The organism is Kovacikia sp. CALU 1929 (assembly GCF_056784235.1).
Genome location: NZ_JBXBCF010000076.1, coordinates 44,052 through 59,436, shown reverse-complemented (window position 1 = coordinate 59,436; position 15,385 = coordinate 44,052). Strand labels below are relative to the sequence as shown.

Annotated in this window: 15 protein-coding genes; 6 read left to right on the top strand and 9 right to left on the bottom strand. The window is 51.5% G+C overall.

The genetic code is table 11. The annotated features are described in order from the left end of the window. Nucleotide 1: 1 nt before the first annotated feature. Together AC1S52_RS19845 and AC1S52_RS19840 are read right to left on the bottom strand one after the other, a co-directional pair. The gene (locus tag AC1S52_RS19845) at nt 2–1,315 is read right to left on the bottom strand and encodes a DUF58 domain-containing protein (protein WP_482030777.1); all 1,314 of its coding nucleotides are present in this window, start codon (nt 1,313–1,315) and stop codon (nt 2–4) included. A gap of 3 nt (nt 1,316–1,318) precedes the next feature. Next, complete coding sequence (locus AC1S52_RS19840) at nt 1,319–2,269, bottom strand: AAA family ATPase (RefSeq protein WP_482030776.1); 951 nt, start codon at nt 2,267–2,269, stop codon at nt 1,319–1,321. A 271-nt stretch (nt 2,270–2,540) separates the two neighbouring features. Between AC1S52_RS19840 and AC1S52_RS19835 the strand changes: the two genes are divergently transcribed. Next, nucleotides 2,541–3,191, top strand: a complete 651-nt coding sequence (locus tag AC1S52_RS19835) for a Uma2 family endonuclease (RefSeq protein WP_482030775.1) — start codon at nt 2,541–2,543, stop codon at nt 3,189–3,191. A gap of 59 nt (nt 3,192–3,250) precedes the next feature. On the opposite strand, the gene AC1S52_RS19830 is transcribed toward AC1S52_RS19835, so the two are convergent. Then, nucleotides 3,251–5,461 (bottom strand): GumC family protein, encoded by a 2,211-nt coding sequence (locus AC1S52_RS19830; protein ID WP_482030774.1) that lies wholly within the window; start codon nt 5,459–5,461, stop codon nt 3,251–3,253. A 46-nt stretch (nt 5,462–5,507) separates the two neighbouring features. Continuing rightward, nucleotides 5,508–7,916: an SLBB domain-containing protein gene (locus tag AC1S52_RS19825; protein WP_482030773.1), complete on the bottom strand. Its 2,409-nt coding sequence runs from the start codon at nt 7,914–7,916 to the stop codon at nt 5,508–5,510. Nucleotides 7,917–8,056: 140 nt separating this feature from the next. Here AC1S52_RS19825 and AC1S52_RS19820 point away from each other — a divergent pair, with 140 nt between their 5' ends. The 4 genes from AC1S52_RS19820 to AC1S52_RS19805 all read left to right on the top strand — a co-directional run bounded on the left by AC1S52_RS19820 (nt 8,057) and on the right by AC1S52_RS19805 (nt 10,385). Continuing rightward, complete coding sequence (locus AC1S52_RS19820) at nt 8,057–8,203, top strand: hypothetical protein (protein ID WP_482030772.1); 147 nt, start codon at nt 8,057–8,059, stop codon at nt 8,201–8,203. A gap of 253 nt (nt 8,204–8,456) precedes the next feature. Then, complete coding sequence (locus AC1S52_RS19815) at nt 8,457–8,858, top strand: fasciclin domain-containing protein (protein WP_482030771.1); 402 nt, start codon at nt 8,457–8,459, stop codon at nt 8,856–8,858. 139 nt (nt 8,859–8,997) lie between these two features. Beyond that, nucleotides 8,998–9,390, top strand: coding sequence for a hypothetical protein (locus tag AC1S52_RS19810; protein WP_482030770.1), 393 nt, complete (start codon nt 8,998–9,000; stop codon nt 9,388–9,390). Nucleotides 9,391–9,425: 35 nt separating this feature from the next. Beyond that, nucleotides 9,426–10,385, top strand: coding sequence for an orange carotenoid protein N-terminal domain-containing protein (locus AC1S52_RS19805; RefSeq protein WP_482030769.1), 960 nt, complete (start codon nt 9,426–9,428; stop codon nt 10,383–10,385). Between the two features lie 191 nt (nt 10,386–10,576). On the opposite strand, the gene AC1S52_RS19800 is transcribed toward AC1S52_RS19805, so the two are convergent. Next, complete coding sequence (locus AC1S52_RS19800) at nt 10,577–10,990, bottom strand: hypothetical protein (protein ID WP_482030768.1); 414 nt, start codon at nt 10,988–10,990, stop codon at nt 10,577–10,579. 165 nt (nt 10,991–11,155) lie between these two features. Here AC1S52_RS19800 and AC1S52_RS19795 point away from each other — a divergent pair, with 165 nt between their 5' ends. Further along, on the top strand, nt 11,156–11,281 hold the full coding sequence (locus AC1S52_RS19795; protein WP_482030767.1) for a hypothetical protein: 126 nt from the start codon (nt 11,156–11,158) through the stop codon (nt 11,279–11,281). A 49-nt stretch (nt 11,282–11,330) separates the two neighbouring features. Here the strand turns inward: AC1S52_RS19795 and AC1S52_RS19790 are convergent, their stop codons facing one another. From AC1S52_RS19790 to AC1S52_RS19775, 4 genes are all read right to left on the bottom strand, one after another. Beyond that, the gene (locus AC1S52_RS19790; RefSeq protein WP_482030766.1) at nt 11,331–11,777 is read right to left on the bottom strand and encodes a GNAT family N-acetyltransferase; all 447 of its coding nucleotides are present in this window, start codon (nt 11,775–11,777) and stop codon (nt 11,331–11,333) included. A gap of 364 nt (nt 11,778–12,141) precedes the next feature. Then, on the bottom strand, nt 12,142–14,394 hold the full coding sequence (locus AC1S52_RS19785) for a PAS domain S-box protein (protein ID WP_482030765.1): 2,253 nt from the start codon (nt 14,392–14,394) through the stop codon (nt 12,142–12,144). 333 nt (nt 14,395–14,727) lie between these two features. Then, nucleotides 14,728–15,090, bottom strand: coding sequence for a DUF5615 family PIN-like protein (locus AC1S52_RS19780; protein ID WP_482030764.1), 363 nt, complete (start codon nt 15,088–15,090; stop codon nt 14,728–14,730). A 6-nt stretch (nt 15,091–15,096) separates the two neighbouring features. Then, the gene (locus AC1S52_RS19775) at nt 15,097–15,348 is read right to left on the bottom strand and encodes a DUF433 domain-containing protein (protein WP_482030763.1); all 252 of its coding nucleotides are present in this window, start codon (nt 15,346–15,348) and stop codon (nt 15,097–15,099) included. Nucleotides 15,349–15,385: the final 37 nt, after the last annotated feature.

The window sequence follows — 15,385 nt, the reverse complement described above, 5'->3', positions numbered from 1 at the left end:
GCTATATCTGATTTCTGGCTTTGATTTGCAAGTAGCGATCGATGAGTTGCTCACTGATCTGGTCAGCCGGGGCATCTAAAACCAGGACTCCTTTCTGCTTCAGGGTAGCAAAGGCAACCTGGCGCTGGGTCAGCAAATCCAGGGCGACGGCACGGGCATAGGTGGCTGGCACTGTTTGGGTCAGGGTGTGTGCCTGCTCGTCTACCTGGGGATCGCGGAGGGTGACGCAGAAAGGCAAGTAGCGCGGTGTTAGTCTACCCAGGGCTGCCAGCAACTCGGCAGAAGCCGTGGCATCCACCAGATCGGTAATTAAAACGACCAGTGCCCGACGGGTTTGTTGATTCACCAGGGCAGTCACTGCCCCCAGATAATCAGGTTCCAACAGGACAGGCTGAATCGGTGCCAGCCGTTCAATCAGCCGATTAAGCTGGTGTTGCCCCCGTTCGGGCGAAATCCAGGTGTGAATTTGGCGGTCAAACACCCCCACCCCGACCCGATCGCCCCGGTGAAGTCCCGCTAATGCCAGCGATAGGGTGGCATTTAAGCCCCAGTCAAAGCGGGAAAGCCCCTTGACTCTGGCGGTCATCAGCCGTCCCCGATCCAGCAAAATAATCAAGGTCTGCTCCAGATCCGGCTCCAGCACCCGCACCAGGGGTTGCCCTCGGCGTGCTGTGGCTTTCCAGTCTACAAACCGGAGGTCGTCTCCGATGTCGTACTTCCGCAGTTCAGTGAATTCGGTACCAGTGCCCAATCGTTTGGCACGACGAATAGAGCCAGTTGTTTCCAAGGTCAGGCGAATCGACAGCGATCGCAGCCCAATTAAGTCTGGGTATACCGCGACGGTGCGATCAGCAGGCACTTGCCAACCATGCCATACCAACTGCCAGGGACTGAGCTGCCGCACCTGAATTGCCCCCCAGCGAAACTCTCCCCGCTGATGGGGGCGAACGGTATAGGTTAGTTCTTGCGTATCATGGCTGGAGAGTTGGGCAGTCAGGGTAGGTGCAGATACCTCCAGTTCCGGGGGATAGCCATCCCGAATTTGAAGGTCGGCTGGAAAGTACCCCGATCGCACCGATAGGGTAATGGGATTATCCCGATTAATCGATAGACGGGGCAGGGGCTGGGGTTGGACATCTACCCGCCATTGTTTGGTTTGCTGATTGTCCCAGGCTGCCAGTCCCAGAATCAACGCATCATAGCCTAGCAAGATCAAAGCAATGGTCAGAAGTGCCTGATGCCAGAGGATACCGAATGGAATGGCGATCGCCAAACCCAGCAACAGCAATCCATATAGCCTGCTGGTAGGAACCATGCTTTACCTCGGTACAGGCACCTGCTTCAAAATGGACTCAATTAAGGAATCGACCATCAGCCCATCCAGTTGAGATTCGGGTCGCAGAATTAAACGGTGGCGCAGTAAGGGTTGGGCAACGGCTTTGACATCATCAGGGGTGACAAACTCCCGTCCCAGCAACCATGCATGGGCTTTGCTTGCTTGCAGCCACAATACCGCAGACCGGGGAGACGCGCCTAAAGCCAGGTCAGAATGTTGCCGGGTGCGCTGAACGATTGCCAGCAGGTAATCCATCACCGATTCCTGAACCGTGAGCGATCGCGCCACCCGCCGCGCCTGCAAAATTTGCTCCACCGTTGCCATTGGCTTCAACTTACCCAGATCCAACCGCCGTGCCTGAAACCCAGCCTGACTGTTTAGCAGCATTTGTTTCTCTGCCGCTGGGTCTGGGTAGGGAACCAACAACTTAAATAAAAATCGATCCAGTTGTGCCTCTGGTAGGGGATAGGTGCCTTCAAACTCTAGCGAGTTTTGAGTGGCAATCACCCAGAACAGATCGGGGAGTGCCATACTTTCCCCGTCTAGCGTCACCTGTTGCTCCTCCATTGCCTCCAGCAGGGCTGACTGAGTTTTAGGCGGGGTACGGTTAATCTCATCCGCTAACAGAATTTCAGTGAAGATCGGTCCCTTTTTGAGGGTGAAGTTGCGGGTATTAAAGTCAAAAACATTCGTCCCCAAAATGTCCGATGGCAGAATGTCGGGGGTTAATTGAATCCGCCGAAAATCCCCCTGAATCAGATGCGCCATCAGCTTAACGGTCAGGGTTTTACCCGTTCCGGGTACGCCCTCTAAAATGACATGACCACCTGCCAGCAGCGCAACCAGTAATTGCTGCACTAACCCTTCCTGACCAACGATTATCTGGTTGAGTGCTTGACTGAGGCGATTCAATGAGGCGGTAGACTCAGACATAGGCAGGCAAAAAAGGCATAGGAGATTCCGCTTTATTTAAGCAGATTGACAGCAAGAAAGGCAAAAGTAGGATTGGCTATAGCGATCCTATTTGGATTGTGAAAAAAGATTACGCAGGCACCCTTTCTCACAAAACCTCCCGCTCTTACAACGGATTTACGAGGCTATATAGAAATGAAGAGATGAGCAACTGAATAACACCTTACACGATTGTTATGCATTACATATTTGATTTGGTAGGCTGAAGGCATTGATTGGGCTAAGTTGACCTATGGCGATCGCGATTCCCTCTGGGACAGCAAAACCGAACGACCAACCAATACAACAGAAATCTCTCAGCTTTGAGGAGTTTCTCGCCCGTTATGGTGGCGATAACCGCTACGAACTGATTGATGGAGAGGTGTTCGACTTGGAACCAACAGGTCCGCAGGTCGAAGTCGCAGCCTTCATTACCGCAAAGATCTGTGTCCAGATCGACGGAACAGCCCTACCCTGGTTTGTCCTTCAGCAAGGACTATTGCGTCCTTCTGGTATTGGTATGACCGCATTTCGACCTGACGTTGCCGTTGTCGATCGCGATGAACTGACCAAACAACCGCTTTGGTCTGACCAATCAATCCTGACGCTGGGCAGTTCGATTAAATTTGTGGCGGAAGTTGTTAGTAGTAACTGGCAAAATGATTATGCCCGTAAGGTCGAAGATTATGCAGTTTTGGGGATTCCTGAATATTGGATCGCAGACTATGCAGGATTAGGGGGTACGCGACAGATTGGAAAGCCCAAGCAACCCACCCTCTCTATCTGCACGCTAGTGAATGGCGAGTACGAAATTCAGCAAATTCGAGGCGATCAGACCATCGTTTCTCCCACCTTCCCAAATCTAAAACTGACGGCTGAGCAGGTGTTGAGGGCTGGTCGGTAAAACCACCATCATTTTGGCTGCTGCCGCTGGGAGAGCAAGATAGGTTCAATGGCGGAGCGTCACGTCTGGTAATAGTAGTGCTTGACGGCGGCTGAAGTAGCACTCCGCAAGTTATTTGCCACAATGCCCAGAACTGGAATCCGTGCCAGCCTCAAGGTTTCGAGTGCTTGCAAGAGGGCAGCGCGATCAGTTTTGCCCAGTCCAGCAACCAATATCATCCCATCTGCATGAGCACCCAGAAGGCTGCTATCTGCCAGGTTGAGCAAGGGGGGAGCGTCATAGATGACCAAGTCAAACACGGTCTGAAAATGCTCCATTAAGTCTTGCATTCTCTGGGTGGAGAGGAGTTTGGCGGGATCCGAGGACACTTCTCCCGATGTTAGAACATACAGGTTTTCTGCCCCAAACGGCAAAATTTGAGGATTGTCGGATAACTCGTCTGGATTGGAGCGATGGAACTGTTGAATCACCTGGCTGGGGCGAATGTTGGTTTCAATCAAGTCCCTTAACCCACGCGAATTGGGCATCCCTAACCGAGTGCTGATCCGAGGCTTGCGCATATCTGCATCCACCAGCAGGACTCGCTGACCCATTGATGCCGCTGCCTGTGCCAGGTTAATCGCAACCGTTGACTTGCCGTCGCCCGGTAAGGCGGAACTGATTACCAGGGTAGTAATCGGAGGATCCGCCCTGAGCAGCCTCACATTGGCATGGAGGGACCGAAATGCTTCCAGAAAAATGGAGGTTGTGCGGGAAGTGGGGGGCTTGCGCCGTCCCCGGACCAGGTGCTTGAGTCTACCAGGCTGAAACAGGTGCTTGATTTTGGAGGGCGCTTTGGGTTCCGGTTGCACCGCTTCGTAAAAGGGAATGATTGCCAGAATCGGGCGTTTCAGTTGCTTCCGCAGTTCTTCAGTGGAGTGGAAGGTGTTATCCAGTTTTTCAGCCAGCATTGCCGCCGCAATCCCCAGGGCAAGCCCTGCCAGGGCACCGATCAGCAGATCCCGTCCAACGGAGGATAGGGGCGCACCGGGCAGGGCAGGAGCCGCAATCAGTTGCCAGGGCACTTCTTGCTGGGCTGCCTGCACCTGAAGATTTTCACGGGTTTCCAGAAACCGGGTAAGGCTTTCAGTGGCAACGCGCAGGTCTCGCTGAAGGTCGGTATACTGGCGGGAGGTCACAGGCAGGCGTTTGAACTGTTGAGTCCAGTATTGTTCAGCGTCGGCGATCGCCTGTTGCCTGACTTCCAACAACCGCAACTGGCTCTCCACTTCCGCCAGCTTATTGCCCAGCGATCGGCGAGCTTCCTGACGCAGCAGGGGAACTAGCTGTTGTTTTTGGTCTTCGAGAAGTTGTAACGCCAGATTGCCCTCCCTGAACCGGGCAGACTCGATCGCGATTTTGCTATCCAACTCTCGAATTTGCCCTAAAACACCCTGGTAGGAAGGGGATGCCGCCAGGGCGGCAACGGCTCCTGGCTCAATCTGTAAACTGTCGTAAGTCGAACGGACTTCCGCTAGTTGTTTTTGCACCTCCAGACGTTGCTGCTCCAGGGCTGTAATCTGCGTAGAGACTCGCTGAGATTGGGAGTCGGGGTCAATAAAGTTATTCCGTTGGCGAAAGGTCTGAAGCGATATTTGCAGGGTGTTAACCCGCTCCTGCACTTTAGCAACTTGTTCCTCAACAAACTGAATCCCCCGCCGCAGGTTGGTTTGTCGTTCTAGCTGGCTATACCTTAAATAGCCTTCAGACACCTGATCAAGTACATATTTCACTTTTTGGGGGTCAGAGCCTGCGTAGCGGACTTCCAGGATCTTGGTGCCCTTGGGTTGGGATACGGCGAGATTACTAATCAATTCGCCGTAACTGAACCCGGGATATTGCTTCTGAACCTGGTTGGCAATCGGTTGCAGCAGTTCTGGACTCCGCAAAACCTCAATTTGAGTCGCGTAGTCCAGTTTGAACTGTCGCGCTGAAGTGTTAGTGTCCGTCAAGTTTTGCAGGGTATTTTCAGCCGTGACTGGTTCTACCAGCAACCGAAAGCCGCTCTGGTAGGACGGGGTTTGGGTTAGTGCCCGATACCACATAAAGGACGTAACCACGATCGCAACCCCTGCCAGTAGCAGCGATCGACGACGCAGGGTGCCCAGCAGGTTGTCCAGATTAAATCCCCCCTCCTCTGAACCAGCATCAAACTGAGGTGGGGGTGCTGGGACGGGCAATCCGTTTCCAGGCAATGCTTTCAAGGAGTGAAGATTTGGCTGAGTATCCATCTTTACTGTTTTTAACTTTTAACTCTCAACTCTCAACTCCCAACTCTCACAGCCCCAACAAGAAGAACGGCAGGAGCCGATTAACCGGAGTCAGGATGGTATCCAGGGTGTCGGTAAAGCGGGCGAGTCCAGAACGATTGACGATGATGATGTCGTTATTCCGCAGGATGGGGTTATTGTTCTCGTCAATGCCGCGTGACAGATCAACAGGGATGGAAAGTCGGGTTGCTGTGCCGTTGGGATTCAACCGGATCAGTTCTACGGTCTTCTTGTAAGCCCGTTTGTTGTTGAATCCTCCGGCTGCCAGAAGTGCCTGGTTCAGGGTCGTATTGGGTGGCACCTGAACCGAACCGGGACTCACAACCTCCCCAACCACATTCACCCGCATCGTATCTGGTGCAAAGCTGGCAGCACCTAGCTGAGATGACTCCGCTGGATTGATTGCAGTTGCGGTCGGAATCGTAATCGTATCGCCCTGTTGCAACACCAGATCCTGACTTAAATCGCCAGTTTTCAGCATGTCCCAGAGGTTGAGGGTAACCAACTGGGGTTCACTGGAGCGGGTGGTGCGCTTGATTTGAACATTGCGCAGGTCGGCAAGGGCGGTGATTCCGCCTGCCTGCTGAATTGCCTGGGTGACGGTCACGAGTCCACCCCCCGTGCCAGTTCCACCACCCGCCGCTGCGCCACCCGCCGCTGCGCCGCTGCCTTTAGACAGCACGTAGGGTCCGGGACGGGCGACCTCGCCGACGATCGCAATGTTAATCGGCTGGCTGGCACTGGCAGTAAAGTTGGCGGCGGCAAGCTGGGCGGCATCGGCTGGGTTAATCTGGTCAGCCGCGGGAATGAAGATGCTATCCCGATCTCGGAGTGCTAAATCCTGACGAATGTTGCCAGTTTTGAGCAAGTCCCACAAGTCAACTGTAATCAATTGGTTGGTGCCATTTGCCTGGGGGCGGCGGATGTAGACCACGTTGGGGTTGGCGGACTGGGTTAAACCGCCTGCCTGCTGAATCAGGCGGGTAATGGTGGGAAACTGGGCACCCTCCGCACTGGTCACGGTATAGGAGCCAGGACGGCTAATTTCGCCCGCGATCGCCACGTTCATGGGGCGAGGTGCAGTCAACGTGACATCCACTTTAATTCGCTGCAACAGGCGAGCATAACGGGCAGCGATCGCCTTCTCTGCCTGGGCTAGAGTCATCCCCTGAACCCGCAGATCGCCCACCAGGTAAAGTTTGAGGTTGCCGTTGACGGCTACCTGGTAGTCGCGGCTATATTCTGGCACCCCAAACACCTCGACCTTGATGCGATCGCCAGCTCCCAGAGTGTAGTCCTCCTGTGCTGGAGTTAAGGATGGGGCGGGTAGTCCCTGGGGTGGTAGGGCGCTGGCTTGCCTGGAGGGTGCTGCCTGGGGAGCAGGAGAGAGCAGGGGAGAGGGGGGGAGGGGTGTGGAGGATTTTTGGGGGGAAGGGGGGGAGGGGGAGAAGGAGGGAGGGGAGGATTGGGAGAGGGTCGTTTTTTCCAGGGCGACTGTTTCAGGAGTGAAGACTGCCATTGGAGTAATCACGGGTGCAGTGGCAAGGTCATCCAGGGTTGTTTTTGCCTTGGAAATGCTCTCTGCCCGCTGCAACTGGTTATAGATGAACGCCGCGGCATCTGCTCGGGTGACGACATCTTGAGGTCTTTGGATCGTGGCGACGGTTTCGGGGCTGCGCTGAAAGGCATTCCGCAGCATAATCTTGAATTCAATGTCGGAAACGGGCGCGTTGGGACGAAACCTCGCATTCTGGGAGCCGTGGACAATACCCCGCTGTAACAGAGCCTCGATCGCCTTTTGGGCGGAATGGTTCTGAATATCCGGTAAGGTGGCAGGTTTGGCAGTTGATTTTGCCTGGGGCTGAGACGGTTTGGTTGCCGCAGCGGTTTTGGGTGCCGTCGTTTTCCGTGCCGCAGGTTGAGCGGCTTTGGGCTGGGTAGCAGTCACTACCTGCTTGGCAGATTGCTGTAAGGAAGCTGCCACAAAGGTATCAATAGGCAGATTGCTGACATCGACCGTTTGCAGGGGCGGATGGATGGTCGGTGGTGGCAGCAGGGGGATGGGTAATATCCCACTAGAACCCGTCGTCATTGGGATCTGGGCGGGTTGGATGGCGCTTGGATTCTCGCGTTGAGCAGATTGGGAAGTGGCGATTGGGGGAGGATTATTTAACCAGTCAGGGATTTTTTGACTGTTTGCCTTTGGTTGAGTGGGCAGAGTCTCTGGATAGGCGATCGGTTTCGTCAGTTCTGGATTCGCCGCAGCCAGGGGTTGAATTCCCTTCTGGTCACCAGACTCAGGAAGGGATGCCAGGGTACTGGGGGTAACATTGGCAGTACGGGCTAACTCTTGAGCGACCAGAGATGCCAACGTACTGAGAGCAACAACAGAAAGGCGAGAAGTTGTAGACGGCATGAGTCAAAACCCGGTTAAACCTTTGTCCAATCAGGAATGGTTGGTTCTGAGTGGTTAGTTTTGAGTCATAGGGTTGCGGTGGGCATCCTCTCATCACTAATCACTAATTCCTTTCCAGACCTTCAGCAGTGTGAATCAGAGTGGAAACTGATTCAGCCACTACCCTTTACGGGCTGCTTACTGATACGTGGAGTTGGACAAGCCGTCAGGATGAATCCGCAGTGTTCGCTCAATTGACCATTGTTTATGAAGCCTGGGAATGGCAAACCTGGAGGCGCTGCCTCTAGCGCTTACAGAGGCAGAACCTTTCAAGCAGTATTTCCAGACTCAGCCTGTGAGAACAAGGTCCGTCAGAGCTTTCTGTCCAGGTATAAATTCCTTCTGGTAACGGATGAAAGCGTTTCAAGGTTATTGCTGTCTATACCTTTTGAATGTTTTAGGGCAACTTAGACAACTCAGACGCTAATTAAAACCTGATCTTCAACAGCAGAGTGTCAGGCTAGGGCTTGTACACATTTCCGCAAAACAAGGTTGAACGATATGGCTGACATTGTTGATACTGCTGTTAAGGCTGGTTCTTTCAACACTTTGCTTGCTGCCGTCAAAGCTGCTGGCTTGGTTGACACCCTGAAGGGCACAGGTCCATTTACGGTCTTTGCACCGACTGATGAAGCCTTTGCCAAACTACCAGCGGGCACAGTAGACGGACTACTTAAGGACATTCCTAAGCTGAAGCAAATCCTGACCTATCACGTCGTCTCCGGCAAAGTAATGGCGGCTGATGTCACGAAGCTGAAATCAGCTAAAACCGTTGAAGGCTCAGATGTGAAAATTGATGCCTCCAAGGGTGTCAAGATCAACGATTCTACGGTAACAACTCCTGATGTGGCGGCTGACAATGGTGTTATTCACGTCATTGATGCTGTGCTAATGCCTGCTTAAGCTAACGCTTAGATAGTAAATACGGTTGGGGTGCATACAAAACTTTAGCTAAGTGTTTTGTCAGAGAAATGGGTTGTGCCACGGTTCTGACAAAATAGTATGCGCCCCAAAGACTTTCGTAATTATCTCATTTTGATCAATGCTTGATATTAATCTTCTGTTTGAGTTTTCACGTAATCATTGTGCTGCCATCTGTGCCATTTTAGTGCCAGCCAATTTGCTACTAACCTTGTGGACAATATTGCTTGCAGGACGATTTCACTCTCAAGCCCAAGTGCAGCAGGCAATGATCACGGCTAGCGTTTTTGCTTTGATCTTGCTCCTGCATAACTTCACCTGGTTCAGTATTGGGGTGGTGATGGCTCCAAGCTATATTTTGCTCGTTCTGGCGTGGGTTTGTCTAAGTCTCAACGTTTGGGCGATCGCTCATCCAAGCAGCATACGCCATTTACTGAAACAGCTACCGAAAGTATTCTCCACCATGTCTGTCACAGAATCAGTGCAAAGCTTACCACTTGAAACCTTGAATTGAACAACACTTTATATTGCTTTTAAGAGGTATTAACAATGTCATATACTATCGACCGTGCGCGATCAATTTTCCCGGACACTCAAGTTGCTAATGAAGTTCCAACAATCGTGCAATCCTTCAATCAGCTTAGTGCTGAGGATCAGTTGGCTTTACTCTGGTTTGCCTACACCGAAATGGGAGTTACAATCACTCCTGCTGCAATACAGGTCGTCAACATGGCATTCGTGGAAAATACCTTGACTCAAATCAAGCAGATGCCAGGGTTGGAACAAACGCAAGTGATGTGCGATCTGGTCAACCGCACAGACACTCCCATCTGCCAGACCTATTCGTCTTTCGGCACAAATGCTAAGCTGGGCTTCTGGTATCAGTTAAGCGAGTGGATGAAACAGGGCATCGTGGCTCCCATTCCAGAAGGCTATCAACTCTCCGAGCAGGCAGACACTTTGCTCCAAGCCATCCGTCAACTGGGAGGGGGACAGCAACTCAACGTACTCCAGGATGTAGTGATCAACATGGGATACTCCCCATCGGGTGGTACTCCCCAAGTCAAACAGCCTGTGGTTCCTCCTCAAAAGTCTGCATCCCGCACCAAAGTCAGTATTAAGGGCATCGACAATCCGACTGTCCTTAGCTATATGGACAATATGAACGCCTTCGACTTCCAGGCGGCTGTGGCTTTATTTGCTGAAGAGGGTGCCCTGAAACCTCCCTTCCAGGAACCGATCGCGGGCCAGGCGAACATTCTCGCCTACATGCGCGAAGAATGCTACGGACTCAAGCTGTTGCCAGAGCAAGGGGTTTCTGAGCCAGCAGAAGGAGGATTCACCCAGATTAAAGTGACTGGAAAAGTGCAAACTCCCTGGTTTGAGGGCAATGTTGGCATCAACCTGGCATGGCGGTTTTTGCTGAATCCTGAAGGTAAGATTTTCTTTGTGGGCATTGATGTGCTGGCATCGCCCCAGGAACTATTGAACTTGGGTTTAGTCCGGTAGAACGGTAAGGAGATTTCCGATAAAGACTATACCCAGGTCAGCGTAGGACGGGCAAAGCGTGCGTGCCCACCACCAAACTTTGAAGCGGGATGGGCACGGGCAAAGCACAACATCGTGGCAACTGGAGCGATATTCAGCGGCGATATGAAAAAGATTCCGCAACTCAGATACTAGCCGCTGGGGTTAGTTTTCTACTGTTCTATTCGCTTCTGAAGCAGCCGAATCTTGTTGGCTCGTCCCGAAATGGTGGCAGCATCCTTCTCAATCTGCACGTATAGCTTGCCAGAAAAGAAACTGCTGGGTATGGGGCGAGTGTAAATTGTAAATTCTTCCAATTGCCCACTCTCCTCATAGCCCAATTGTTTCAGGGCTTCCTTCAGCTTTTTGAGAAAGGCTCCCCGATTTTTAATTGGTAGCGTCAGGGTTTGATGGCTGTTGAAGTAGGCACTGGCGAGACCTACCGTTAAACCAAACAAAATGACCACCTGGTAGGGATTGCCAATTTCCTCCAGTCCTGCCCCTTGAGAAAGCACAAATGTTGCTATAAAGGTTGTCCCCACAAAATAGAACAGAAACGTTGGCACGAATCCTGGACCTGATTGCATAGAATCACCTGATCGCTTGAATTGCTAAATAATAGGATGTTGCTGAGTAGCTTACAGCGGTTTTTCGGACAAGTGCCACATAGGTGATGCTTTTAGATTAATGCGAAACAATGGATCGGTGGGGCATACCCAAATAAAAAGGGCTGTTAGATTTCGTCCGTGCCAATGCAGTGTTCGACTGCCGTAACCGCCTTTGATATCGAGGTTATGACGTTGCAAGTCCTTGTTAGACGACTGCGATCGCAGCTTGTACCAATTCCCTTTGAAGCTGCACAGAAGAACGCCTGGTAGAAAGGGGGCTTAAGCCCCTTGTTAAGTGCAAACTCACATTGAACTGGTATTACAACCGTTTTGTTAAAAGATATCGATCATGGTCAATAAATCCTGCTTTCCGATAAACAGCCTGAGCACTGGTATTTTTACGCTCTACCTCCAGGTGTAATGCCTGAATACCTTGCTCTCGACAAATCTCTTCAGCAGACTGTAAACCCTTCTTTCCGATACCTTGTCTTCGATACTGCTCCTGGATATAGATTTCATCGACGAAAGCATCACGCCCGCCATACTCCAAACTGAAACCGAATGTCATCACTAAATAGCCAATGACCTCTTGATTTATACAGATCAAATAGATTTGCCCATAGGAGTTGTTGCCAAATATGAGTTGTAAGGCTGAACGTGCAGTCTTTTCCTCAAAAGGCAAATGCTCATGTGCATAGAACTGACTCATCAATTTGATAAGACTCTCTATGTCTAAAGCAGATGCGAGTTTGAAGATGGGTTCCATACTTAGAAGTTTACCAGTATTGTCTACGGGAGACTACTCCTCATCCCCCTCCCTACAGCCCTAGTGTTGCAAACACTAGGGAAAATACACAGCCCCAATTTTGGCATAGAGGACAAATAAAGCAGGATCAATAACTAGAAGTAACAAATAGGTAATTATCAAATCTCTAATTTATTTAACCTTAATCGTGCGTTAGTACTGAAGCAATGCTCGGTCTGGCATACCCAAATGAAAATGGCTGTAAACCATTGGGAGCAGAAAGGGTGAAACCGCTGCACCCTGCACTAAGCAAAAAGGCGATGGCTATGTCAGAAGATTCTATCTCTCTGAGAGCCTGACTAACTGGATTTTCTCCATCACTGGTTTACAGATGGTGAATGGCGATCGCCCCCCCGATAGGGACTTTTACGGTGACAACGGTTCCGGTCGCTGCCGATGAATGGATGGTGAACTCTCCACTGTGTGCCTCGACAATTCGTTTCACAATTGCCAATCCTAATCCTGTACCAGAATTCCGGGTTGTGTAAAACGGTTTGATTAGCTTTGGCAGGATTTCAGGAGGAATTGGATCTCCCCCATTATGAATGTGAATGAATGCCTGCTGGGCGGTTGCATCGGGTGCCACCGTCCAGGTAACGACTTCGCCTTCTGCGATCGCCTGACAGGCGTTGTCCACCAGGTTGATAAACACCTGTTTCAGCTTATCTTTGTCACCCCATACTTTAAGAGGACAGGGCGCTGGGACAAACTCAATCCGGCGACTCATGGCTGAGGGCATGGTACGGATCGGCTCTAGAATTTCGGTGATAAACCCATTGAGTTCGATTTCTGATTTTTGAAGTGCCTGGGGTTTAGCGTACAGCAGAATTTCCCGTAACAAATTGCGGATGCGCTCGGCTTCTTCTAAGGACAGATTAAGCCGTTCCTGAACGGATTCTGGTAAATCCAGGCGCTTGATCGCGTTCAGTCCCATCAACACCGTGGTCAGGGGATTGCGAACTTCATGCACAATCATGGCAGCCAACTCGCCCACTTCTGCCAGAGCGGCGATCGCCTTCAGCATCTCCTGTTCTGCCTGTTTGCGTTCGGTAGTATCTTCGGCAATTCCGGCAATCCGGTAAATCTGCCCAGTTTGATCTCGAATCGGAAATGCCTGATCTCGAATTAACCGCACCGAACCATCCGGACGAATGATTCGATACTCCTGCTCAAATGCGCCTTCCTGATCCTGATAGAACGCCTGCCGCACCCGTTCCTGATCCTCTGGGTGAATTGCCTGCCACCAAATACCTGGATTTTCATACCAGTCCTGACAGGATTTTCCCCAAATCGCTTCAAAGGCAGGACTCAGGTAAAGGGGTTGCCCTTCATGGGAATACATCCAGACCACCTGATGCATGTTTTCAGCCAGTTGGCGAAATTTTTCTTCGCTCTGGCGAATTGCTTCCTCAGCCCGTTTCCGTTCTGTAATGTCGCGTACCAGGGCAAGATCTACCTTGCGTCCGCCCCACTCAACCAACCCACAATGCACCTCAACTGGAAAGGTTGTTCCATCCTTACGCTGATGAATGCCATCAAAGCTAACAGGCTGACCACTCGCCATCTGCTGCCATACGTGGGCAAACCCACCGGCAGGAAATTTCTTTTGCACATCGATCGCGTGCAGGGATAGTAACTCTTCACGGGTATATCCCAGATTGGTCAATGCCCGCTGGTTCGCGTCCAGAAATCGACCCGTACTCTCAATCAAAAAGAAGGCATCAACCGCCTGCTCTACCAGTGCCCGAAACCGCGCTTCACTTTCTCGCAGGGCTTGTTCTGCTTCCTGGCGATCGCGAATCTCTGCCTCTAACTGGTGATTGATTTGCTGCTGCTGTTGATAAAGCTGATAGTTGTCGATCGCCGTTGCCGCCCGTTCTGCAAACAGTTCAGCCAGTTGCACTTCTTCCTGAGTGAACCGGCGCGGTTGTCGCTGAAAGGAGCAAATGGTGCCAACCACTGCCCCCGAAGGTAGTCGCAGGGGAACTCCCAAATAAGCCCGGTAGCCCTCTGGAGCCTGACCATAGTCGGCACAGGTGATGGCATCTTCTACCACTAAGGAAGATCCTGTTTTAACCACGGTGCCAGTGAGACTGCCGTGCAGGGCATAGACCTCAGGGGCGGAGTCGCCTAAATCGATAGTGCTTGCCAGGATGCGTTCACAGTCCTCCTGGCAAAAGGTGACAACTGACCAATCCAGCCCAATCAATTCACTCACACCCTGGGCAAGCTCTAGCAGATAGGAACTGAGTTCACCCGTCCGATAACTCAGGGCAGATAATATTGCCAGGGTTCGCTGCTCTGGCTGGCGTGGGATGATTGTCACTGCCTTCGTCCCATCCTTAAGGGTGTATGAGAAATGACTGACGGTGATCTGTCGATGAAGAGCAGTATACTCTACGCAAAAATATCCAGGGGCAGAAATGCAGAAACGACAAATGCGGACGGTTGTGCCTGCGGTTAATTGCTTGATAGCTGGATTCCCAGCCGTTTCGTGGGGGGCGATCGTTCGCATGGCGGGGTTAGCAATTCTGGATGCACCAGGAACCGCATCACGGGCATCGGGTAATAACACCATGCAAACCCGGAAGGCGAAGGTTACAGCGGGAACGCCCCAACCGCAAGGGGCAGCAATGTAGCGCAAAGCCTGAAGATTTGACTTCGGAGGCTGACAGTTGAAGCTCAGAAGCTGGACGTTGAAGTAAAAAGCTCGACGTTCCGAGTTCTGAGCTTTAATTCTGGAGCAAAAAGGTCGAAGTGCCGAGTTCTGAGGTTAAAACTTTGAGTTCTGAGCCTAAGGTTTCGGGTTCTGAGGTCGGAGTTCCGAGATCAAAGCTCGATTTGTCGAGTTCTGAGGTTGGAAGATGGGGGTTGGAGGGCGATCGCTACACTTCCAACATCAAACTACCGCTCATTCAGTAGGACGACGAATTCTAGTTTGGATTTCATCGGCAACAACCAGACAACCTTGCAAGGATTCCAGGGGGTATTCGGTAACAATACGATAGAGCAATTCTAATACAGCCTGGTTACTACGACTACGGGGGCGCAAAAGCAGGATACCGGGATGAGTTCCGGGTGGGAAACGCCGCACATCTGAAAAATCCAGGTCGAGAGTGATGAAAAACCGTCGCTCCTGACAAACTTGTTGCCAGACAACCTCATCGGTTGCACCGGAAAGCCCTTCATCAGTGACTCGATCGCACTCATACCCCCTTTGCTTCAGAAATTCGGTATGGGTATCACTCAAGTTTTCATCCAGTTTGATTAGCATGGGAATTTACCGCAGGGGCAATAATTCTTCTTCCCTTGCCAGTGCAGCAGCGTAGGCGATCGCGGCTCGGACATCCATCAAAGTAAGCGGTGGGTAGTCTGCCACAATTTCATCCGGGGTCAACCCTTCAGCTAGATTATCAAGAATGACGGATACCATGATGCGAGTTCCGGTAATACAGGGTTTACCGTGACAGATATTGGGATTGGTGCTAATGCGTTCTTGCCAGTTGTTCATTTGAAGAGATTCGAGAGACATCACAACGTTAGTTTTAGTTCAACTTTTAGTCGAGGGA